This window comes from Halioglobus japonicus, from assembly GCF_001983995.1.
GTDB classification, from domain to species: Bacteria; Pseudomonadota; Gammaproteobacteria; order Pseudomonadales; family Halieaceae; genus Halioglobus; species Halioglobus japonicus.
Genome location: NZ_CP019450.1, coordinates 3,925,300 through 3,947,527 on the forward strand (window position 1 = coordinate 3,925,300; position 22,228 = coordinate 3,947,527).

The following is a 22,228-nucleotide window of genomic DNA, read 5'->3' on the forward strand; positions in this document are numbered from 1 at the left end:
GCCCAGCACCAAAGGACACTTCCATGGGTTTCAAATGCGGTATTGTCGGCCTCCCCAACGTGGGCAAGTCCACCCTGTTCAACGCACTCACCCGCGCGGGTATCGACGCGGAGAACTTCCCGTTCTGCACCATTGAGCCCAACGCCGGTGTGGTACCGATCCCCGATCCGCGCCAGGACAAGATCTCCGCGATCGTGACGCCGGAAAAAGAAATCGCCACTACCATGGAGTTCGTGGACATCGCGGGCCTGGTGGCCGGCGCATCCAAAGGCGAAGGCCTGGGCAACCAGTTCCTGGCCAATATCCGCGAGACAGACGCCATCGCCCACGTCGTGCGCTGCTTCGAGGATGAGAACGTCATTCACGTGGCCAACCAAATCGATCCCGCCGCCGACATCGAAATCATCAATACCGAGCTGGCGCTGGCCGACCTGGAGAGCTGCGAGAAGCAACTGCAGAAAGTCACCCGCACGGCCAAAGGCGGCGACAAGGAATCCATCGCCATGAAGGCGCTGCTGGAAGACAAACTCCTGCCCCAGCTGAACGAAGCCAAACCGGTACGCGCCCTGTCCCTCGACGAAAACGAAGAGGCGCTGGTAAAACAGCTGTTCCTGCTCACTGTTAAGCCCACCATGTACATCGCTAACGTCGACGAAGACGGCTTCGAAAACAACCCACACCTGGATGTGGTGCGCGGCATCGCCGCTGAAGAGAACGCGGTCGTCGTGGTGATCTGCAACAAGCTCGAATCGGAAATCATTGAGCTGGACGACGAAGAGCGCACCGAATTCTTGGCCGACCTGGGTATGGAAGAGCCGGGCCTGAACCGCGTGATTCGCGCAGGCTACGACCTGCTCAACCTGCACACGTATTTCACTGCAGGTGTTAAGGAGGTGCGCGCCTGGACGGTACCGGTGGGCGCCTCTGCCCCGGAAGCCGCCGGTGTCATCCACACCGACTTCCAGAAGGGCTTTATTCGCGCTGAGGTCATCTCCTACGCCGACTTTATCGAGCACGGCGGCGAACAAGGCGCCAAGGATGCCGGTCGCTGGCGCCTGGAAGGCAAGGACTACATCGTTCAGGATGGCGACGTCATCCACTTCCGCTTTAACGTCTAATCGGCTTATTACTCTTCGGTCCCGGGAGGGTTCAGACCTTCCCGGACCAAAACTCTCCCCAACGTTTTTTTACTAATCGAATGGTCTTAAGTGACCGTCCCCAAAACGGCGCACACGCTCAACGTAAGGCAAAATCTCGGTGATCATCGTGGTCTCTTTTAGACGACACGGATCGGGAACGCAGTAAGCCTCCCCGGGACCGCTTCAAGGCCCTCCATGGCACGCTTCGGCGTCCCGGAGCGCCGGCCGCACCATCCATGGCTCCCGACGATCCCGGGAAGACTTACTGCGCTCCCGCTCCTGCCCCGGCTACTGACAAGTAGTGCGCCAGTCATGGGCTCTATCTTATATCCAGGATGAGTGAATGAGCTGTGGTTTAGCGCTTCGAAGCCTTCAGGTCACGCTTGTGCGCAGCGGAGGCGGCGGAGGGCTTTCCGTGGGGAGTGTTTGAGGGGTGTTTTAGGATTGCGCAGCAATCCCACCCCGAGTTGCCCCGCGGCCGCAGCCGCTGGAGTGGAGCACGTGGCCGCGTAGAAGGGCTAAGCCACAGCTCATTCACGACTAGCCTAAACCCATCCTCCTGTCAGTCCACGCTTGTGCGCAACAAAGACAGCTTAGAACTTTCTCCGAGAAGTGTTTGAGGGATGCTTGAGAATTGCGCAGCAATCCCACCCCGAGTTGCCCCGCGGCCGCAGCCGCCGGAGTGGAGCGCGTGGCCGCGTAGAAGTGCTATGCCACAGCTCATTCACGGTTAGCCTGAAAGAAGCCATCTGGCAGACCTTAGACCTTAGTCGGCTTGCCATGCACTGGCGTAACAGTAGAATCCAGAGTCCACTGAAAGAATAATCACGGAGGACAACCATGTCCGAGTTTCCGACCCACCCGGTACCCGCCAACTTCAAGGATGCGCACATCGATGCCGACACCTACAAGGCCATGTACCAGCGCTCCATCGATGACCCCGATGGCTTCTTTTCCCAGATGGCCAATGACTTCCTGTCCTGGGACCAGCCCTGGGACAAGGTCATGGAGTACGACTTCATCAAAGGCGAAGCCGCCTGGTTTGCCGGCGGCAAGCTGAACGTCAGCTACAACTGTGTCGATCGCCACCTGCCCGAGCGCGCCGACCAGACCGCCCTGATCTGGGAAGGTGACGACCCCGCTGACAGCAAACACATCACGTACGCTGAACTGAAAGACCACGTCTGCAAACTCGCCAACGCGCTCAAAGCGCGCGGCGTCAAAAAGGGCGATCGCGTGTGCATTTACATGCCGATGATTCCCGAGGCCGCTTACGCCATGCTGGCCTGTACACGCATCGGGGCCGTGCACTCCATTGTCTTCGGCGGATTTTCCCCGGAAGCCCTCAAGGATCGCATCCTCGACTCCGACTGTCAGACCGTCATCACCGCCGATGAAGGTGTGCGCGGTGGCCGCAAGGTGCCACTTAAGGTTAACGCCGACAAGGCTCTCGAAGCCTGTCCCAACGTGCACACCTGTCTGGTGGTGGAGCGTACCAGTGGCGATGTCGCTTGGAACGCAGACCGCGACGTCTGGTATCACGAGCTGGTGGACGGTCAGAGCACCGACTGCGAGCCGGAGTCCATGGATGCCGAGGACCCGCTGTTTATTCTTTACACCTCTGGATCAACCGGCAAACCCAAAGGGGTTCTGCACACCACGGGCGGCTACCTGCTGCAGGCCGCCATGACCTTCAAATACGTCTTCGACTATCGCGATGGCGAGATCTACTGGTGTACCGCCGATGTGGGCTGGGTAACCGGGCATACCTATATTGTGTACGGCCCTCTGGCTAATGGTGCCATCTCACTGATGTTCGAGGGCGTACCCACCTACCCCGACGCAGGCCGCTGCTGGGAAGTCGTCGACAAGCACCAGGTGAATACGTTCTACACGGCGCCTACCGCCATTCGCGCCCTGCAGGCCGTCGGCGATGAGCCGGTAACGCGCGCATCACGCGTTAGCCTGCGGCTGCTGGGCACTGTGGGTGAGCCAATCAACCCAGAAGCCTGGGAGTGGTACCACCGCGTCGTCGGTGACGGCCGCTGTCCGATCATCGATACCTGGTGGCAGACCGAAACAGGCGCCCACATGATTACACCACTGCCTGGCGCTGTGCCGTTGAAGCCGGGCTCCGCCACCTTCCCGTTTTTCGGCGTAGAGTTGGCACTGCTCAACGAAGACGGCTCCGAAATCGAGGGACCCGGCGCGGGCTACCTGGTGGTCAAGCGCTCCTGGCCGAGCCAGATACGCACCGTATTCGGTGACCACAAGCGACTGATTGATACCTACTTCAGGAACTACCCGGGCTACTACTTCACGGGCGACGGCGCCACGCGTGATGAAGACGGCTACTACTGGATTACCGGTCGGGTCGACGATGTACTCAATGTGTCCGGCCACCGTATGGGTACCGCGGAGGTCGAAAGCGCACTGGTGTTACACGAGGAGATTGCAGAAGCGGCCGTAGTGGGCTTCCCCCACGATATCAAGGGTCAGGGCATTTATGCCTACGTCACACCAATGCAGGGCGTAGAGCCCAACGAAGAACTTCGCCAGGAACTCATTGCGCTGTGCGTGAAGGAAATCGGCCCTATTGCCAAGCCGGACATCATTCAGTGGGCACCGGGTTTACCCAAAACCCGCTCGGGCAAAATCATGCGCCGTATTCTGCGCAAGATCGCCGAGAATGAACTGGACAGCCTGGGCGACACCAGCACGCTGGCGGACCCCTCCGTTGTCGATAACCTGGTGGCTAATCGGCCTGGTTGAATCTCTTGGGGGCGTTAGCCCCCTATCCTGACACCCGCGATAAAAGTTTCTGTTCGAAATCTGCCGTGTAGCTCGCCGCACTCGTGAGCGGGCTCCCGACCATTTTCGGCCGCAGCCCCTGGCGCAGGGCCAGAAGTTCTTCGCGATGCTCTGACCAATATTGTCCCAGGCGGACGAACTCTTCCTCATCACTGGCAGTAAAGCCTTCTATTTCCAGGCTCGCCAACATGCCGGCGGTCTGGCGACTGATGATGCGCTCGCCGAGCAAGGTGAGCACGGGCGTGCCCATCCACAGGGATTCACAGGTGGTCAATCCGCCGTTATAGGGAAAGGTATCCAGAGCAATATCGATGTCGCCATATTCGGCAAACATCTCGGCGTGGGGTGAGATTCCACGAAACTCGATGCGTTCAACCCCGATACCGTGCTCTGCAAAGCGCTCCAGGAACACCGTCTGGGAATCCGCCTCACCAAATGCTGAGCCCTTTAGAACCAACCTCGATCCCGGTACGCCATTCAGCAGCGCGCACCAGGTGGCGATCACGTGGGGCACCATCTTGTGGTGTCGGTTAAAGGAGCCGAAAACGAGAGGCGCATCCAGTGCCGTATTGAATACCGGCTCAGGCGCATAGTCAGGCGCCTCATAGACCAGTCGCGGCTGATCCAATAACAGCAATTCCTCGGTGAATTGCTGAGCGCTATCGGGTGGCGAGGAAAACGCATCACTGACGTAATAGTCCATCGTATCCAGACCAGTGGTGTCGAAGTAGTCGAGCATTGACACCTGCACGGGCGCTGGCTTCCGGGCCATAATGCCAATGCGGTTCTCCGGAGAGTGGCCGGCAAGATCAACCAGCACATCGATACCATCGTCGACAATCCGCTGGGCAGCGGCCTGATCAGACAGTTTACCCACGTCTATCCAGGCATCAGCGCGCTCCCTGAAGTACTCTGTCAGTTCATCTGTGCGGGGAGTGGCATTGTAGAGGTACACTTCGAAACGCTCGCGGTCATGATGATCAAACAAAGGTTTAAAAAAGTACCCGACAATCTCCCGGGAGAAGCGCGGCGAGAGATAACCAATGCGAATTTTCTTACCCGAATCAATGGTGCGATTCTGCTCCAGCCGAGGATTGGCTTTGCTTATCGCTACTGCGAGTTGCCGGTGCATATTGAACAGCCGCTGGTGATCGGACTGCGAGAACATGTGCATGCTGAGCAGTATCTGGCTCATGGTCGCCAGGTCGACATTGGCTGCGCCAAACACCTTCAGGTAGCTTTCAACAGCTTCCGCAGAACGACCCAGGTCACGCAGCGTATGGCCGCGGTTCGGATACACAATCAACAGATCAGGATTGATTTTCAGGGACCGATTAAAGGCCTCCAGTGCTTCAGTGTTACGCCCGGCAATGCTCAGCGCCGTACCGTAGTTGTAAAAGTACTTGGGGTCATTGGGGCGAGCCTTGATCGCGCGCGCCATGAGCCCGCAGGCATTGTCATAGTCGTTCGCCCGCATGGCCACTGACGCGGCCAGGGCAAGCACCTCTGGAGACGCCTTGGTCTTTTCCAGCAGGGGCTGAAGCACCCTGGACGCGCGCGCAGTGTCGCCCAGATCCAGCGCTGTCTTGGCGATCTTAATGACGTCATTATTGGAGATTGTCTCCTGACCTGCGTTTTCAAATTCTCCGCCGGCGAGGCAGCAACGCTTGTATTTTTTCCCACTTCCGCACGGACACGGAGCGTTTCTAGAAGGCGGCATCCCGCAACCTGATATATCCCTGGAACAGGTCTATTTTGTAATTCATTTCACGCGTGATTGCGAGCAAAAGCTGGGCAAGCAGGCACCGTAAGACATAAAAAAAGGGCGTGCTATGCACGCCCTTTCGTAAACTTACTGACTGCGCTTAGTCTTCGGCAGCGTCTTCAGCAGAATCTTCGACAGCCTCATCTTCCAGCAATTCCTTGATGGAGAGCTTGATGCGGCCGCGCTGGTCTACGTCCAGTACTTTCACCTGTACTTCCTGACCTTCGCTCAGGTGGTCAGATACATTCTCCACACGCTCATTGGCGATTTGGGAGATGTGTACCAGGCCATCTTTGCCGGGCAGGATAGTAACGAACGCACCGAAATCAACGATGCGGGCAACAGTACCGGTGTAAACCGCACCGACTTCTGCTTCAGCAGTAATCTCTTCGACCATGGCTACCGCCTTGTCGCGAGCTTCCTGATTCTGGCCGAAGATCTTCACAGTGCCGTCGTCGTCGATGTCGACAGTAGCGCCGGATTCTTCGGTAATGGAGCGGATAGTCGCGCCACCTTTACCGATTACGTCGCGGATCTTGTCGGAGTCGATCTTCAGGGTCACCATAGAAGGCGCGTTAGGTGAAGTCACCTGGCGACCTTCAGAGATCACTTCGTTCATCTGGCCCAGGATGTGCAGACGTGCCTGCTGTGCCTGTTCCAGAGCGGTTTCCATGATCTGGGCAGTGATACCTTCGATCTTGATGTCCATCTGCAGCGCTGTAACACCTTCAGAGGTACCGGCTACTTTGAAGTCCATGTCGCCCAGGTGATCTTCGTCACCCAGGATATCGGTCAGCACGGCAAACTGGTTGCCGTCTTTCACCAGGCCCATCGCAATACCTGCTACCGGCGCCTTCAGAGGTACGCCTGCCGCCATCAGCGACATAGAACCGACACAGACGGAAGCCATAGAGCTGGAACCGTTGGATTCAGTGATCTCGGATACAACACGGACAGTGTAGGGGAATTCTTCTTCACCGGGCAGTACTGCAGCCAGACCGCGACGCGCCAGACGGCCGTGACCAATCTCACGACGGCTGGTAAAGCCTACACGACCCGCTTCACCCACGGAGTAGGGAGGGAAGTTGTAGTGCAGCATGAACGGATCGCGACGCTCGCCTTCCAACGCGTCGATGATCTGTGCATCGCGAGTGGAACCCAGGGTAACGGCGCCGATGGCCTGGGTTTCACCACGGGTAAACAGCGCAGAACCGTGAACCTTGGACAGTACGTCAACTTCACAGGCAATCGCGCGAACAGTACGGGTGTCGCGACCATCGATGCGGGGCTCGCCCGCCAGGATGCGCTTGCGCACCAGGTTCTTTTCGATCTTCTTGAACAGCTCCTTCACTTCGTCAGCGGAGGGGCCTTCTTCAGTGACCAGTGCTTCTACCGCCGCGTCGCGAATCTCGCCGACGCGAGCGTAGCGCTCAGACTTCTCGGTAATGCGGTAGGCATCGCCCAGATCTGCTTTCACCTGGTTTTCAACGGCAGTCAGCAACTCTTCGTTCACTGCAGGCGCCTGCCACTCCCACTTGGGCTTGCCAGCTTCAGCGGCCAGTTCGTTGATCGCCTGGATCACGGTCTGCATTTCCTGGTGGGCGTAAAGTACCGCACCCAACATCTGGTCTTCGGTCAGCTCTTTGGCTTCCGATTCAACCATGAGTACCGCGTCTGTAGTACCGGCAACCACCATGTCCAGCTTGCTTTCAGCCAGCTGTTCGTAAGTGGGGTTGAGCATGTAGCCCGTGTCTTCGCTAAAGCCAACACGCGCACCGCCGATAGGGCCGTTGAACGGCGCACCGGAGATCGCCAGCGCAGCCGAGGTACCGATCATCGCGGGGATGTCAGGGTCGATGCTGCTGTCTGCGGACATAACAGTACAGACAACCTGTACTTCGTTCATAAAGCCGTCGGGGAACAGCGGACGAATCGGGCGGTCGATCAAGCGGGACGTCAGAGTCTCTTTCTCGCTGGGACGTGCTTCACGCTTGAAGAAGCCGCCGGGGATTTTACCTACAGAGTAGGTTTTCTCAACGTAGTGGACAGCCAGGGGGAAGAAGTCGCGACCTTCGCGCTGGGTCTTCTCCGCGACAACGGTACACAGTACTGAGGTATTCTCGACGGTCACCAGAACCGAACCAGTCGCCTGACGGGCGATGCGGCCGGTTTCCAGAGTGACGGTCTGTCCACCGTACTGGAAAGTCTTAGTTACAGGATTCACTTTTTTCTCCAATTCCAAATATGACAACCGGGGCCCCTTGGCCCCGGAAGTGTGTAATGCTTAGCGACGCAGACCGAGTCGTTTGATCAGGTCAGTGTAGCGCGCTGCATCTTTGCGCTTGAGGTAATCCAGCAATTTACGACGCTGGTTTACCATGCGGATCAGGCCGCGGCGGGAGTGGTGGTCGTGCTTGTGCGACTTGAAGTGCCCCTGGAGCTGCTCGATGTTTGCAGTGAGCAGAGCTACCTGTACTTCCGGGGAACCAGTGTCGCCCTCGCCTACCTGGTACTCATTTACGATTGCTGCTTTCTGTTCAGCGTTCAAAGCCATTTTCTATTCCTCTTGAATAATCTGCCTCAGGTGGCGAACCACCCTTCCTATAAAAAGAGCCTGTCCGTGCAGATTAACAGACAGGTTCGCGTTGCCCTCAGTGGGCAACTATCTACCAAGCACCGCAATCGGCGTCCTGCCTCATGCGCTGCACGCCCTGAAGATGCTGGCGAAACCGCGTGGGCTTTCTTGCAACTTCAGGGCTTTCATTGGCCTAAGGCCAATGCCGGCGCATCCTTGCCCCGGGTGGTGAGCCGACAATATTATTGTGCGGCCACCACTAGACGACGCGGCGCCACGCGCCCATCGTCCAATATCTCTCCAATGCCCAAAAACTCACCGGTTTCCAGAGCGACGCGCACCATACCATCACAGGGCGCGTTTGGCACCATGACCGGTTGGCCCTGGCGCATGTAATATCCACTGGACTCACTCAGCCGCACCAGCGGCATGGCCTCCAATGCGGCATCGGCCGGCATCAGCAGCTCGTCCATTTGCCGCAGCTCCTCATTCTCCTTGAGGGCTTCCAGCGTCTGCAACGTCACACTGTCATCCAGTGTGAACGGTCCTGCCTTGGTGCGACGCAGTGCGCTGACAAACGCACCACACTCAAGAGCCTTACCCAGGTCTTCGGCGATCGAGCGTACATAGGTACCCTTGGTACACTCGATATAAACATCCACTTCAGGCGCTGCACCGGTTCTGAATTCACGGAGCTCCAGCTGTTTGATTACCACCCGACGCGACTTACGCTCCACCTCGATCCCCTGACGCGCCAGCTTGTAAAGCGGCTGCCCGTCCTTCTTCAGGGCCGAGTACATCGAGGGGACCTGTTCGATCTCACCTCGAAACTGTTCCAATGCTGTCGCCACATCGCACTCACTAATGTGGCTGGCATCCATTTGCTCCAATATTTCGCCATCGGCATCGCCACTGGCGGTTGCGGTGCCCAGCGTAAACGTACTGGTATAGGCCTTGTCTGCATCCAGCAAATACTGGGAAAACTTGGTGGCCTCACCAAAGCACAGGGGTAATACCCCTGTCGCCAGCGGATCTAGGCTACCTGTGTGCCCGGCCTTGGCGGCGAAATATAAATGTTTGGCCGTTTGCAGCGCTCGGTTGGAACTCAGCCCCAGGGGCTTATCCAAAACCAGAATGCCATCAATCGGTCTGCCACGGCGGCGCCTTGCCACCGTTTACTGCTCCCCTTCGCCATCGCGCAAGCCGAGCTCTTCGTCAGCTTTGGCAGCGCGCTGGATCAGGTCTTCCAGATGTCGGCCACGGCCCACACTGGAATCGAAATAAAATCGCAGTGAAGGCAGGCGGCGCATGCTGCTATCGCGGGACAGCTGACTGCGCAAAAAGCCTGCAGCGCGGTTCAGTGCCTCGGTAGTCTCCTCTGCCTCTGTCGAGGAATTGGAATCCATCGAAGTATAGTAGACCCGGGCGTGACCGAGGTCCTTGCTGACATCGACGCCCGTGATGCTGACCATACCCACCCTGGGGTCGCGCACTTCGTGCTGGATCAGCGCCGCCAGTTCCCGCTGCAGATAATCTGCAACGCGCTGGGTTCTGGCGTATTCCTTGGCCATGACAGCTGCGGCACTCGCTTACAGCGAGCGCGCAATCTCCTTCACTTCGTACACTTCGATCTGGTCGCCGACCTTCACATCTGTGTAGTTCTTCACGCCGATACCACATTCCATGCCATTACGGACTTCATTAGCGTCATCCTTGAAGCGGCGCAGGGATTCCAGCTCACCTTCATAAATCACCACGCTGTCGCGCAGTACGCGGATGGGCTTGGAACGGTAAACGGTACCTTCGGTGACCATGCAGCCAGCGATCTGGCCAAACTTCGGCGAACGGAACACATCGCGCACTTCGGCAATACCCACGATTTCTTCGCGCAATTCCGGTGCCAGCATGCCTGACAGGGCCGACTTCACATCGTCCAGCAGGTCGTAGATGACATTGTAGTAACGCAGGTCGACGCCTTCGTTCTCAACCACTTTACGGGCCGAGGCATCGGCACGGACGTTGAAGCCAAACATGACTGCATTGGAGGTAATCGCCAGAGTAACGTCAGTTTCGGTAATACCACCGACACCGCCCGATACAATGTTTACCTGTACCTCGTCGTTGCCAAGGTCGAGCAGTGAAGCCTGGATCGCTTCCAGGGATCCGCGCACATCGGCCTTGACCACCACGTTGAGGGTCTTGCGATCGCCGGCACCCATAGCTTCAAACATATTATCCAGCTTGGCCGCCTGCTGACGGGCCAACTTGGTATCGCGGCTTTTCTCCTGACGGAAGTCGGCCAGCTCACGCGCCTGGCGCTCGTTCTCTACCGCGGCGAACTGATCACCGGCGTCCGGTGTGCCATCGAGGCCGAGAATCTCGACCGGAATACTCGGGCCGGCCTCTTTAATGGGCTGCCCGTTTTCGTCGAGCATGGCGCGCACGCGGCCATATTGCAGGCCAGCCAGGACGATGTCGCCCTGACGCAGGGTGCCGCTCTGCACCAGCAGTGACGCCACCGAACCACGGCCCTTATCAAGGCGTGACTCGATCACAATACCCTGGGCAGGCACGTCGCGCGCAGCGGTCAATTCGAGCATCTCAGACTGCAGCAATACCGCGTCGAGAAGTTCGCTAATACCTTCACCGGTCAGCGCAGATACGGGGATAAACTGGACATCGCCACCCCAGTCTTCAGGGATAACATCTTTCGCTGCCAGCTCATTCTTAACGCGATCGGGGTCGGCGCCCTCTTTGTCCATCTTGTTCACGGCAACAATGAGAGGCACTTCAGCTGCGCGAGCATGGTTCACCGCTTCTTCAGTCTGGGGCATAACGCCGTCGTCTGCCGCCACGACCAGAATCACGATGTCAGTACTCTTGGCACCGCGGGCACGCATCGCGGTAAACGCGGCGTGGCCTGGCGTGTCGAGGAACGAGATCATGCCGTGATCGGTTTCTACGTGGTATGCACCGATATGCTGAGTAATACCACCGGCCTCGCCAGAGGCAACATGGCTCTTGCGGATATAGTCGAGCAGCGAAGTCTTACCGTGGTCGACGTGACCCATAACAGTAACCACAGGCGCGCGAGACTCCTCGGTACCTTCGTGCTGAGCCAGGGATTCTTCCAGGCTCTCTTCCAGAGCTTCAGAACTAACAGCTTTAACGCTGTGGCCCAATTCCTCGACGACCAGCGTGGCAGTATCCTGGTCAATCATCTGGTTGATGGTCGCCATCACACCCAGCCCCATAAGCTGCTTGATGACTTCACCGGCCTTGATCGACATCTGCGCGGCGAGATCGCCCACAGAGATCATTTCGCCCACTTCTACTTCTACGGCTTTCTTCGCGGTGGGGAGCTCAAAGCCGTGCTTGGAATGCTCCTCGTGGGCAGCTTTCAGCTTCTTGCGGCCGCGACGGCGACCCATGCCGGACTCAGCCCGGTCCAGATCTGACAGCGAGAGATTGTGTCCGCGCTGCTTACCGCGACCCTGGGGCGCATTCCGATCAGGGCGTGCATGCGGCTTCTTCTTGCGATCCACGGTCGTTGTGGTGGGTGCATCGTGCAGACGCTTGGGACGCTTGGTAGCGTCTTTTGAGGCCGCTTCCTTGGCCTTGGCAGCAGCTTCGGCTTTCTTGCGCTCTTCTTCTGCTTTCTTTGCTTCCAGTGCAGCCTTGCGGGCGGCAGCTTGTTCAGCTTCCTGCTTCTTGCGGCGCGCGGCAGCGCGCTGACGCAAAACTTCAGGATCAATATTGGCGGGGTCTTCCTCAACCTCGGCGTCTTCAGCCGGGGCTGCCGCCTCTGCTGCAGCTGCTTCGGCTTCTGCTTCGGCGGCTTCGGCTTCTGCAGCCGCTGCCTCTGCCTCTGCGGCAGCTTTCTCAGCAGCCTCAGCGGCTTCGGTCGCGGCGGCTTCAGCCGCAGCAGCTTCCTCTGCAGCCTTCTCGACCGCTGCTGCTTCTTCGGCCGCTGCCTCTGCTGCGGCAGCCGCTTCGGCTTCAATCTCTGCCGGGTCACGCTTCACATAAGTACGCTTCTTGCGCACCTCAACGGCCACGGTCTTTTTGCCTTGTGAGCCGGATGTCTTCAGCGTGCTCAGCGTTTTACGCTTCAGCGTAATGCGCTTGGGCGCATCGGTGGACTCACCGTGGCTGCGCTTTAAAAAGGCAAGCAGCGTCTGCTTGTCTTCATCTGAGACAGCCTCCGCGGCGTCAGTATGGGGCAGGCCGGCTTCCTTCATCTGCGTAAGCAGACGATCGGTGGATGCTCCCACGACTTCTGCGAGTTGCTGTACTGTCACTTGCGCCATGCAATCTTCTCCTCGATACCCTGTATATGTTTGCTTGTGTCTACCGGATTACTCACCGGCCTCGGCAAACCAGGGTGCGCGTGCAGTCATGATCAACTCACCTGCACGCTCCTCTGTCATATCTTCAATGTCTGCAATGTCTTCCACGCCCTGCTCGGCGAGGTCTTCCATGGTCACGATGCCACGGCTGGCCAGGATAAAGGCCAGATGACGGTCCATGCCGTCCATGGTCAGCAGATCTTCCGCGGGCTCAACTGCGCCCAGCTGCTCTTCAGAAGCAATCGCCTGAGTCAGCAGTGCGTCCTTGGCACGCGCGCGAAGCTCTTCGGCGATGTCTTCGTCGAAGCCCTCAATAGCGGTCATTTCTTCAAGCGGCACGTAAGCCACTTCCTCGAGCGTGGTAAAGCCTTCTTCCACCAGGATTTCGGCGACTTCCTCGTCAACGTCCAGCTGCTGGCAGAACACACCAATCACCTGGCCTGCTTCCGCCTCGTGCTTCTCAGCGGCCTCTTCCAGGCTCATAACGTTAATGGTCCACTGTGTCAGCTCGCTCGCGAGGCGAACGTTCTGCCCTGAGCGACCTATCGCCTGGGCCAGGTTGTCTTCCGATACGGCGACGTCCATGGTGCCGGAGTCTTCATCGACAACAATGGATTCCACCTCGGCGGGTGCCATAGCATTAATCACCAGTTGCGCGGGGTTGTCGTCCCACAGCACGATATCGACGCGCTCGTTGTCCAGTTCGTTGGATACCGCCTGAACACGCGAGCCGCGCATACCGACACAGGCGCCGACAGGATCGATGCGCTGGTCGTTGGTTTTAACCGCGATCTTGGCACGTGAACCCGGATCACGGGCCGCTGCGCGAATCTGAATCACTTCTTCGGAAATTTCCGGCACTTCGATCTTGAACAGCTCGATCAGCATCTCAGGGCAGGCGCGGCTCAGGATCAGCTGCGGGCCACGCGATTCTGTGCTGATTTCTTTGAGAATGGCGCGGACACGATCATTAACGCGAAACGTCTCACGGCCCACGAGCTGATCGCGGGGCAACAGGCCCTCTGCGTTGTTGCCCAGGTCCACGATGACGTTATCGCGGGTCACTTTCTTCACGCTGCCGGCAACCAATTCGCCGACCCGATCCATGTATTGCTCAACCACCTGGGCGCGCTCGGCATCGCGGACACGCTGCACGATCACCTGTTTGGCAGTCTGTGCGGCAATGCGGCCAAAACCGACGTTCTCGACCACTTCTTCGTAAATGTCACCGGGAACCAGGGAGGTATCTTTCTCCGCGGCTTCTTCAGTGGTGAACTGGGTACCCAGCAGCGCCAGTTCCTCGTCGGGAACCACCAGCCAGCGACGCTTGGTGACGTAGTCGCCGGTAGCGCGGTCGATAGCGACCTCGATATCGGAATCTTCGTCGTAGCGCTTCTTGGTAGCCGTTGCCAACGCCAGCTCAATCGCCTCGAAGATAATGTCCTCGGACACGCCCTTCTCGTTGGAGACAGCCTCCGCTACCAGCAGAATTTCCTTTGTCATCTCTAGCCTCGCCAGTTCAATGCCGCGTTATACGCGGGGTTGTACACGCGCTTTTTCGATCGCGCTGTGGGGCAGCAGGTATTCGTGATCGTCTACATGGACAACCACATCCTCGCCCTCGGTCCCTTTTAGAATGCCTGTAAACTTGCGCCGTCCTTCATAGGCCGTGCGCAAGCGAATTTCTATCGTCTCGCCGACATACGCCGAGTACTGCTCGAGCTTGAACAGCAACCGATCCATGCCGGGTGAGGACACTTCCAGGGTGTACTCCCCCGTAATTGGGTCCTCAACATCCAGTACGCTGCTGACCTGCTCACTCACAGCGGCACAGTGATCAACAGAGATACCGTCTTCGTGCTCGATGTATACGCGCAGCAGGGTATGCCTGCCCTGAGACAGATACTCCAGCCCCCACAGCTCGAAGCCCATCGCTTCCACTGTCGGTGCCAGTAACTCCTCAACCTGTTGCGCTTTGCTCGCCATCGGGCCTCTCTCAAATTCAGAAAAAGCCCCAGGCAGGAGCTTTTTTCCACAAACGAAAAAGCCCCTAAAAAGGGGCTTTTTCGTCACGGTGCCAAAATAATTGGAGCTGGCACCATGTATTGGTAGCGGGGGCCGGATTTGAACCGACGACCTTCGGGTTATGAGCCCGACGAGCTACCAGGCTGCTCCACCCCGCATCAAAACTGTCTCGCTGTGAAAGCCCCTCGGCAATCACAATCAGGGCGGGCTCGTCATCCCGCCCCAAATTCGAGGCTGTGCATTATAGGTATCGACCCTACCCGGGTCAACCGGATTTCGGACTCTTTTTCAGGGTATTTTTGCCGGCGGCAATTGGCCAAAAATCAGGCATTTACGTCCACGATCAGACGCCCCGCCACCTCGCCCGCCAGGATGCTGGGCGCGAGCTCCAAAAGGCCGCTCATTGGCACTGTCGCCGACAGCGATGCCAGGTGCTCACGGTTCATGGTTTCAGCCAATGCATCCCATGCCCGCTGCCTGCGCGCCTGTGAGGCCATGACCGAATCTATGCCCCGCAATGTGACCCCGCGGAGGATAAAGGGCATCACTGAACTGGACAGTCCCGCCCCGCCAGCTAACCCGCAGGCTGTGACCACACCCTCGTAGCAGGTCTGGGCAATTGCTGTGGCCAACACCTTATCACCCACAGTGTCGACCACACCGGCCCAGAGCTCCTTTTCGAGAGGCTTGCTGTCGCGAGCAAGATCCTGCCGTGGCACCAGGGCACTCGCGCCGAGACCGCGCAGGAAATGGCCCTGGGCCTCCACCCGGCCGGTGCTGGCATGCACCTCGTAACCCAGCCCCGCCAGCAGCGATACCGCTACCGAGCCAACGCCGCCGGCTGCGCCCGTCACGAGGATCGGGCCGTCTTCGGGGGTCACCCCCTGATCCTGCAAGCCCTGCACGCAAAGCATGGAGGTGTATCCGGCGGTCCCCAGTGCCATGGTGTCACTGAGGCTCATACTCTCAGGCACCCGCACAATCCAATCGGGATTCAACCGCTGCCGCTGGCTATAGCCGCCATTGTGCACCTCAGACAGGCCATACCCGTTCACCAATATCTTGTCACCGGCAGAGAACGCAGGATCGGCAGATTCGAGCACGGTACCGGCAAGATCAATGCCGCAAATCAGCGGCAGCTTACGGCAAATCGGTGCTGCGCCTGCCAGCGCCAGGCCGTCCTTGTAATTGATAGTGGAATAGGCGACTTCAACCAATACGGGAAGATCCGGTAACTGCGCGTCAGTAATCTGCTTCAGGGAAGCAACGGTTTTGCCGTCGACGTCTTCGGCGACAATGGCATTAAATACGTCTGTCATGAGCTACTCCTGAGTAAAGTTGCGGGCAAGCATAGGCCATAGCGCCCTGCGGTGCGAATACGACCATCGTCGGAATACCCAGACATACAACTGATGCCGCCAGCGCAGCTGCGGTAGCAATAGAAAAGGGTCCCTGAATCAGGAGCCCTTTCTTTTAGATGGTGCCGAAGGCGGGACTTAACGCGCCCGACCCGGGCCGCACGAGTACTACGCATCGGCGTAGCTGCGGTAGTAATAAAAAAGGGCCCCTGAATAGGAGCCCTTTCTTTTAGATGGTGCGCCGAATGGGACGACGCTGGGCACTGGGAGGAAATCATTTATCTTCCTTTAACTCAATAGATTAGAGAATGACAGCGGTCCAACGACTCGGCGGCCGCTGCCGCTGGGGCGCCAGCCCGGTCAAGTCCTTTTGGGTTCACCATTTTATTGATTTTTATAGGTTTTCTATAAAATACACCATGCGACGATGGGTACTGACTCATAGACAGGAGTCGGTGGGTGTGACCAGAACTGCTTGAACATAGCCAAGCGGTTGGATACTTCAGATGTTCCCAGCCAAAGCTCACGGCCCCACTGTGTTTGACTTCAACTCTGTTGGAGTCGACGCAGCATGCTTTCACCAGGCAAAGGAGGGTCTGCCCCTGTTTATGGGCACGCCCTTGGTCACGCCACCTATGAACGCCATCGCCCAGAGCAAACTCTGCTCTACCAACTTGTAGAGAAACACTACCCCATCCTGGTTGAGCAATTGGAATTTCAGGGCAAAAGTCTGCCGGCTCATGTCCATCGAGAGTTTGAAGCGTATCTCAAATGCGGTCGCCTCAAACACGGGTTCCTGCGGGTACGTTGCGATAAGTGTCACTTCGAGCGGCTCGTGGCGTTCTCCTGCAAGAAGCGAGGATTCTGCCCGAGCTGTGGCGCCCGCCGGATGGCCGAGACAGCGGCCCTTCTGCCGGATGAAGTGCTTCCCGATGTACCGCCTCGCCAGTGGGTCATCAGCTTCCCCTTCCCCCTACGATACCTGTTCGCTGCTAATCCCCAGGCAATGGGCAAGGTACTGGGCATCATTTACCGCGCAATTTCTACACATCTGATCCACAAAGCTGGATACCGGCTCAAGGACGTGGCGACCGGTGCAGTAACACTGATCCAGCGCTTCGGATCCGCCCTGAACCTCAACATACATTTCCACATCCTGTTTCTGGATGGTGTCTATGTGTATCGCAACAATCGACCACCCCGATTTCGCCGCGTCAAAGCACCGGACAAGAGCGAGTTGGAGGATCTGGTTCAGTTGATCAGCCAGCGTGTAGGTCGCTGCCTGGAACGCCAGGGCTTGCTGGAACAGGATACCGAGAGCGCCTGGCTGGACCTCGACCCCGCCGAGGACACCGACGCCATGCCCCAAATTCTGGGTAGTTCCGTCTCCTACCGCATAGCCGTCGGGCCACAGCAGGGACGTAAAGCGTTCATGATTCGCACCATACGTCCCCTTGACAGACCTGATCCCGGACTGGAGCGGGTGGCCAAGGCCAATGGATTCTCGCTACACGCCGGGGTGAGCTGTGAAGGACATCAAAAGGACAAGCGTGAGCGGCTGTGTCGGTACATTTCCCGCCCTGCTGTCGCCACACCGCGTCTATCACTCAGCTCCACCGGCAAGGTGGTCTACACCCTGAAGACGCCCTACCGGGATGGCACCACGCAATTGGCATTCGAGCCGGTGGATTTCATCGCACGTTTGGCTGCCCTGGCGCCTAAGCCCCGCGTTAATCTTACCCGCTATCACGGCGTGCTGGCCCCCAACCACCGGTGGCGTGGGGAGGTCACCCCGGCCAAACGTGGCAAAGATGTGAAGCGCATACCCAATGATGAAGTACGCTCAACTGTCGAGCATCACGCTGCGATGACCTGGGTCCAGCGACTCAAACGAGTATCCAATATCGATATTGAAGTTTGCAGTCGCTGCGGCGGATCCCCCAAAGTGATCGCCTGCATAGAGGACCAGGACGTTATCGATAGAATTCTGGCTCACCTTCGAGAGAAGGAACAGGACATTGCACCGCTCCCATTGCTCACACCTCCTCCCAGGGCACCACCTGAGGCATTGCCTCTTTTCGCTGGTAAGGATTCCAGCTCAACCGCAGCCATTTAGCAAGGAAGCCACCAAATAACGCGCGGCATGGGCTGTTGCGCGCCTTCCTTCAAGAATTAACGGATAGGAATGGCAAGCTCAAAGCCGCGAACATATTCTCAGGACAATAAACAGTTAATTCGCGAACTTATCCAGCTAAGTCAACAGAATAGGCGAGAAGATCTACTCCCATTAGGCCGTTTATTTTTCCTATACTTATGCGGCGATTTAAGTCGATGAGCCAAGCCCAGAGGGGCGTGACTGCTCATGCTGCCCTCAGTAATCTGTTCAATTTGGGAAGACACCTTGTACGCGCCCAGCATTACCGGGATTTGAGGATAAGTGCGTTCAGTGAATGGAGCAGGGCGGTTGCCTCATATTGAAAGCTAGTTCTTCGGCGTCCTGGAAGAGTTAACTTGTCAGAACCGGCCCGTGAGCTTTGGCGGGGAACATCCGAGGTATCCAACCACCCGGTTATATTCGAGCAGATCTGGTCACACCCACCACTACAGTCTCTGAGTCAGTACCCATAGTCGGACGCTCTAAGCAGTTAGTCTATAAAATCTATAGAAAGATGGTGGGACCAGAAGGACTTGAACGGCAGCGGCCGACCGCCTTCGACCTGCCGATTTCTGGTCGATAGTCTAGCTTCATGTTTTTATTCTTCTACTGCCGCCCTATGAGACCATGGTTTTCAAACTGGCATACCACTCAATCCTATAGAGTAATAAGCCGATTAGGTGTGGTATTGTTCATACTCAGCTATGTAATGCTGAGGTTTCCGGGTGTACAAAAAATGTCTACAGACATCACTAAGAATGAACGGGATATAGACGCCGTACTCGAACAGGCGCAAACGCTGATTGCGGCCAATGGGCCGCTGGCAGCGATCGACTATCTTATGCAGGCAAACCGCGCTTATTCAAGCCGCAGGCTCGAAAGAGAATTAGTGAGCATGAGGGTCGCAGGATTCAGGCAACTTGAGAGACCCCCGGTGTCCTGGAGTGCAGAAGCCGATAATCGATTCGACAATGCCCCAGGCCTGCCTGAAATTTCAGCGTCGGAACTGAGCGCTGACGCCCTGCGCTCCGGCATACTGGGAAAAGGCGGTCTGATTGTTCGCGGTCTACTGAACAACGACCGCGCTGATGAAGTGAGAGAGTGGATTAGCAAAGCTGTTTACGCACATGATAGTCAGGCCGACGAACATACAACGATCCCAGCGGAGGATGCCGCCTGGTATAAGCGATCGCCGGAAGTTGAGGGCAGCCTTGTTAAATACGATCGGTCTGTATGGGCCGTTGATTCGCCGCCTGCCGCTTTCGGGCTGGCAACAATATATCGCGATCTCGGGCTGCGGGAGATTCTGCAGGAGTACTTTGGTGAGCCAGCAATGCTGTCAGTGAGAAAATGGGTGATGCGTTGCGTGCCTCCCAATAACGGCGGCGAATCAGGATGGCACCAAGATGGCCGCTTTATGGGCCAAAATATCCGTACAGTTAACCTGTGGCTGTCGCTCACCGACTGCGGCGAGGGCGCCGAGGCACCAGGTATTGATATTGTTGCGGATAACAGTCGCAAAATATATCCAACCGGTACTCATAATGCGCCGTTTGACTGGACAGTCGGGCAGGGTCTGGTCGATGAGATTGCAGGGCATTATCCAGTACAAAGACCCCGCTTTGCACCAGGCGATGCGGTATTTTTCGATCACTTCAATCTACATCGAACCGGGTTTGGTACCGTCGATAAACATCATCGTTATGCGGTGGAATCTTGGTTTTTTGCCGCCTCATTGGCGCCAGAAGCCCAGCAGCCGTTGTTGTTTTGATAACAGGGTGGCTAATATTTCTAACTCACCTCGCATCATCCGCCCCATTGTAAAGCTGGCGATCCGGCAGGAGCCGGAGGAACAATGAGGGGCTTGCGACGAAAATTGAAGTATAGGACAAATAAACGGCCTGCTGGGAGTAGGTTTCCTCACTGATCATGCTAACTGAGATGTAGAAATTCTCGAAATATCCGCCTATGGGCCCGAGACGTTGTTGGCTAAGGTGCTCTCGCAATTCATATTCGTCTATCCCTGAACGAGAGCCCGCAGTAGGCTGTGCCGTGGGTTTTTCAGTGGCGTCTTTACTGATAGGGGTTTGGGAGTTCGCTTCCTGCGAAAAGAGACTGCGTGGGAGGTGGCGCCCTGGTTGGGGGCATCAGGAGTGGCCGGACAGGCGCTGGCCGCATGGCGGTCGGCCGGTGTCCTTACTACCGCATTTGCGCCCGCCTTAAGTGCCTTGCCATGTCTGGCCGGAGTGACCTCCCCGCGCCATCGGTGGTTCGGTCGGGCCGCGCAGGACCAGGACGCCGTGGTAGCGGGTGAGGTTGATTCTTGGTTTAGGCACTAGTGCCGCCAATCGTGCAATGAAATCTACTGGCGAATGACGTCCTTCTTACTCATTTGCTTTTCAATCTCTTGGAATAGAACCTGGTATTGCGCCCACCACAAACCAGCCACCCGGCCCGCCTGGCGTTTGTCTTCGCATTTCGTTGATTTTCTGACTTCTTTGCGCCCACTGAACATGAGCTGAAGGTGCCTGGGGATATGTATACGTGTGTGCCACGTGGACCCGTGGCGATTGCGAACTAGGAAGCGTTGATTGTTCATGGATTGACCCCTTCTTGAGATCAATCATTCAGCTTCACCGTACCACCCACCGTATCACCTGGGGCAAGAATGGCTCTGAGAGCCTCTGAGAGCCCGTATGACGGGCTTTTCAGGAATGTTGGTGCCGAAGGCGGGACTTGAACCCGCACGAGCATAGCTCACTACCCCCTCAAGATAGCGTGTCTACCAATTCCACCACTTCGGCGTGTCTGTTTAGTTCAGGTCGGGAAGATCCTCTTCGCCTGCTTCCTGTGCAGTTCCCACTGCAGCGGGAAGGTCTTCATCAACCACCGGCAGTTCCTCGACTGCGGCGGGCTGCTCAGCCTGCATGCTTGCCGCGGGAATTTCAATACCCAAATCGTTGCTGGGCGCTACCGCATTGGTGGCGATCAGGGCCAGACCAAAGCTGGTGGCGAAAAACAGGGCCGTCAGCCAGGCGGTAGCGCGAGTCAGTACATTACCGCTGCCGTCGCTACCGAACAGGGTCTGCGAAGCGCCGGCGCCAAAAGAGGCTCCCATATCCGCACCCTTGCCCTGCTGCAGCATGATCAGGCCAATAATGGCCAGCGCTACCAGCAGGTGTACTACCAAAATAATCTGTTCCATTTCCTCTCAGCCCCAGCGGGCTGCTCCAATCGTTCCGTCAGGCCTTCAGCCTGCGGCCGCGATAATCGCGTTAAAATCTTCGGCCTTCAGGGCCGCGCCGCCCACAAGGGCGCCATCAATGTCATCCTGGGCAAACAGCTCGCCGGCATTACCGGGCTTCACGCTGCCACCGTACAGAATACGCGTCTGCTGCGCATCCACTCCCAGATCCTGCAGTTGCTTGCGAATAAACGCATGCATTTGCTGAGCCTGCTCTGGCGAGGCCGTCAGGCCTGTACCAATCGCCCAGACCGGCTCGTAGGCGATGACCAGTCCTGCGGTGCCAACGGCACCTTCAAGGCTGCCCCGCAACTGTCTTGCAACCACTGCCTCAGCCTCGCCCGATTCACGCTGGTCGAGTGTCTCACCGACACAGACAATCGGCTTTAAACCTGCCGCCGCTGCCGCCTGCAATTTGGCCGCTATCAACGCATCTGCCTCGGCGTGGTAGCTGCGGCGCTCGGAGTGTCCGAGAATCACCCATTCACAGCCCAGCTCCTCCAGCATCACTGCCGCCACATCTCCGGTATAGGCACCCGGTTCAGCATGCCAGCAATCCTGGGCGCCAACAGCAATAACGCTGTTGGCACAGGCTGCGACAGCCTGGTCCAGGTGCACGTAAGTAGGGCATACCGCGACATCTACAGTCTCAGGGACGCTCTGGGCCATCAAGCCGTTCAGCAACGTGCCGACACTGTCCCGAGAGCCATGCATTTTCCAGTTTCCTGCTACTAGCGGCCTGCGCATGCTCACCCCCGGGTCAAAAAAGCGGCGGCAATCTTAACCAAGTTGCCGCGTCGTGGCAAG

16 protein-coding genes, 2 tRNA genes and 2 pseudogenes are annotated in these 22,228 nt (G+C 57.5%); 5 read left to right on the top strand and 15 right to left on the bottom strand.

Features of this window, described 5'->3' with window-relative positions; all coding sequences use genetic code 11:
• The first annotated feature begins 23 nt into the window (after window positions 1-23).
• Both ychF and acs read left to right on the top strand, forming a co-directional pair.
• Window positions 24-1,118 carry a redox-regulated ATPase YchF gene (ychF, locus tag BST95_RS18495; protein ID WP_066059885.1) on the top strand — a complete coding sequence of 365 codons (1,095 nt, stop codon included), beginning with the start codon at window positions 24-26 and terminating at the stop codon, window positions 1,116-1,118.
• A gap of 861 nt (window positions 1,119-1,979) precedes the next feature.
• Window positions 1,980-3,911: an acetate--CoA ligase gene (gene acs / locus BST95_RS18500; RefSeq protein WP_084200888.1), complete on the top strand. Its 1,932-nt coding sequence runs from the start codon at window positions 1,980-1,982 to the stop codon at window positions 3,909-3,911.
• Between the two features lie 22 nt (window positions 3,912-3,933).
• Here acs and BST95_RS18505 read toward each other — a convergent pair whose 3' ends face one another.
• The 10 genes from BST95_RS18505 to BST95_RS18550 form a co-directional block, all read right to left on the bottom strand.
• Window positions 3,934-5,670 (bottom strand): O-linked N-acetylglucosamine transferase family protein, encoded by a 1,737-nt coding sequence (locus BST95_RS18505; protein WP_084200889.1) that lies wholly within the window; start codon window positions 5,668-5,670, stop codon window positions 3,934-3,936.
• A 145-nt stretch (window positions 5,671-5,815) separates the two neighbouring features.
• Window positions 5,816-7,939 carry a polyribonucleotide nucleotidyltransferase gene (gene pnp, locus BST95_RS18510; protein WP_066059879.1) on the bottom strand — a complete coding sequence of 708 codons (2,124 nt, stop codon included), beginning with the start codon at window positions 7,937-7,939 and terminating at the stop codon, window positions 5,816-5,818.
• A 60-nt stretch (window positions 7,940-7,999) separates the two neighbouring features.
• On the bottom strand, window positions 8,000-8,269 hold the full coding sequence (rpsO, locus tag BST95_RS18515) for a 30S ribosomal protein S15 (RefSeq protein WP_066059875.1): 270 nt from the start codon (window positions 8,267-8,269) through the stop codon (window positions 8,000-8,002).
• Window positions 8,270-8,532: 263 nt separating this feature from the next.
• Window positions 8,533-9,462: a tRNA pseudouridine(55) synthase TruB gene (gene truB, locus BST95_RS18520; RefSeq protein WP_084200890.1), complete on the bottom strand. Its 930-nt coding sequence runs from the start codon at window positions 9,460-9,462 to the stop codon at window positions 8,533-8,535.
• Window positions 9,463-9,465: 3 nt separating this feature from the next.
• Entirely contained in the window at window positions 9,466-9,861 is a 396-nt protein-coding gene (gene rbfA, locus BST95_RS18525) for a 30S ribosome-binding factor RbfA (protein ID WP_066059871.1), read from the bottom strand.
• Window positions 9,862-9,879: 18 nt separating this feature from the next.
• Window positions 9,880-12,600, bottom strand: coding sequence for a translation initiation factor IF-2 (gene infB / locus BST95_RS18530; protein ID WP_084200891.1), 2,721 nt, complete (start codon window positions 12,598-12,600; stop codon window positions 9,880-9,882).
• A 48-nt stretch (window positions 12,601-12,648) separates the two neighbouring features.
• A complete protein-coding gene (gene nusA / locus BST95_RS18535) occupies window positions 12,649-14,142 on the bottom strand; it encodes a transcription termination factor NusA (RefSeq protein ID WP_084200892.1) in 1,494 nt (497 codons plus the stop codon).
• 27 nt (window positions 14,143-14,169) lie between these two features.
• Window positions 14,170-14,625 carry a ribosome maturation factor RimP gene (gene rimP, locus BST95_RS18540; RefSeq protein WP_084200893.1) on the bottom strand — a complete coding sequence of 152 codons (456 nt, stop codon included), beginning with the start codon at window positions 14,623-14,625 and terminating at the stop codon, window positions 14,170-14,172.
• 120 nt (window positions 14,626-14,745) lie between these two features.
• A tRNA-Met gene (locus BST95_RS18545) sits at window positions 14,746-14,822 on the bottom strand.
• Between the two features lie 165 nt (window positions 14,823-14,987).
• The gene (locus BST95_RS18550; protein ID WP_084200894.1) at window positions 14,988-15,983 is read right to left on the bottom strand and encodes an MDR family oxidoreductase; all 996 of its coding nucleotides are present in this window, start codon (window positions 15,981-15,983) and stop codon (window positions 14,988-14,990) included.
• Between the two features lie 610 nt (window positions 15,984-16,593).
• Here BST95_RS18550 and BST95_RS18555 point away from each other — a divergent pair.
• The 3 genes and pseudogenes from BST95_RS18555 (at window position 16,594) to BST95_RS18565 (ending at window position 19,948) form a co-directional block, all read left to right on the top strand.
• Entirely contained in the window at window positions 16,594-18,138 is a 1,545-nt protein-coding gene (locus BST95_RS18555; RefSeq protein WP_084200895.1) for a transposase, read from the top strand.
• Between the two features lie 197 nt (window positions 18,139-18,335).
• Window positions 18,336-18,500, top strand: a pseudogene (locus BST95_RS21460) (IS6 family transposase); the annotation flags it as partial.
• Window positions 18,501-18,865: 365 nt separating this feature from the next.
• Window positions 18,866-19,948, top strand: a complete 1,083-nt coding sequence (locus BST95_RS18565; RefSeq protein WP_169843998.1) for a phytanoyl-CoA dioxygenase family protein — start codon at window positions 18,866-18,868, stop codon at window positions 19,946-19,948.
• Window positions 19,949-20,404: 456 nt separating this feature from the next.
• Here the strand turns inward: BST95_RS18565 and BST95_RS18570 are convergent.
• From BST95_RS18570 to tpiA, 5 genes and pseudogenes are all read right to left on the bottom strand, one after another.
• A pseudogene (locus BST95_RS18570) lies at window positions 20,405-20,543 on the bottom strand (transposase); the annotation flags it as partial.
• Entirely contained in the window at window positions 20,540-20,776 is a 237-nt protein-coding gene (locus BST95_RS21465) for a DUF6538 domain-containing protein (protein ID WP_084200898.1), read from the bottom strand. The gene BST95_RS21465 and the pseudogene BST95_RS18570, both read right to left, overlap by 4 nt.
• Window positions 20,777-20,895: 119 nt before the next feature.
• Window positions 20,896-20,981 (bottom strand) — tRNA-Leu (locus BST95_RS18580).
• Between the two features lie 8 nt (window positions 20,982-20,989).
• Complete coding sequence (gene secG / locus BST95_RS18585; protein ID WP_084200899.1) at window positions 20,990-21,382, bottom strand: preprotein translocase subunit SecG; 393 nt, start codon at window positions 21,380-21,382, stop codon at window positions 20,990-20,992.
• Window positions 21,383-21,427: 45 nt separating this feature from the next.
• Complete coding sequence (gene tpiA / locus BST95_RS18590; protein WP_084200900.1) at window positions 21,428-22,168, bottom strand: triose-phosphate isomerase; 741 nt, start codon at window positions 22,166-22,168, stop codon at window positions 21,428-21,430.
• Window positions 22,169-22,228: the final 60 nt, after the last annotated feature.

Excerpts from the sequence above, each read along its gene's own strand:
- ychF (WP_066059885.1), top strand. The coding sequence starts at position 24 with ATGGGTTTCAAATGCGGTATTGTCGGCCTCCCCAACGTGGGCAAGTCC.
- acs (WP_084200888.1), top strand. The coding sequence starts at position 1,980 with ATGTCCGAGTTTCCGACCCACCCGGTACCCGCCAACTTCAAGGATGCG.
- BST95_RS18505 (WP_084200889.1), bottom strand. The coding sequence starts at position 5,670 with ATGCCGCCTTCTAGAAACGCTCCGTGTCCGTGCGGAAGTGGGAAAAAA.
- rpsO (WP_066059875.1), bottom strand. The coding sequence starts at position 8,269 with ATGGCTTTGAACGCTGAACAGAAAGCAGCAATCGTAAATGAGTACCAG.
- rbfA (WP_066059871.1), bottom strand. The coding sequence starts at position 9,861 with ATGGCCAAGGAATACGCCAGAACCCAGCGCGTTGCAGATTATCTGCAG.
- infB (WP_084200891.1), bottom strand. The coding sequence starts at position 12,600 with ATGGCGCAAGTGACAGTACAGCAACTCGCAGAAGTCGTGGGAGCATCC.
- nusA (WP_084200892.1), bottom strand. The coding sequence starts at position 14,142 with ATGACAAAGGAAATTCTGCTGGTAGCGGAGGCTGTCTCCAACGAGAAG.
- rimP (WP_084200893.1), bottom strand. The coding sequence starts at position 14,625 with ATGGCGAGCAAAGCGCAACAGGTTGAGGAGTTACTGGCACCGACAGTG.
- BST95_RS18550 (WP_084200894.1), bottom strand. The coding sequence starts at position 15,983 with ATGACAGACGTATTTAATGCCATTGTCGCCGAAGACGTCGACGGCAAA.
- BST95_RS18555 (WP_084200895.1), top strand. The coding sequence starts at position 16,594 with ATGCTTTCACCAGGCAAAGGAGGGTCTGCCCCTGTTTATGGGCACGCC.
- BST95_RS21465 (WP_084200898.1), bottom strand. The coding sequence starts at position 20,776 with ATGAACAATCAACGCTTCCTAGTTCGCAATCGCCACGGGTCCACGTGG.
- secG (WP_084200899.1), bottom strand. The coding sequence starts at position 21,382 with ATGGAACAGATTATTTTGGTAGTACACCTGCTGGTAGCGCTGGCCATT.
- tpiA (WP_084200900.1), bottom strand. The coding sequence starts at position 22,168 with ATGCGCAGGCCGCTAGTAGCAGGAAACTGGAAAATGCATGGCTCTCGG.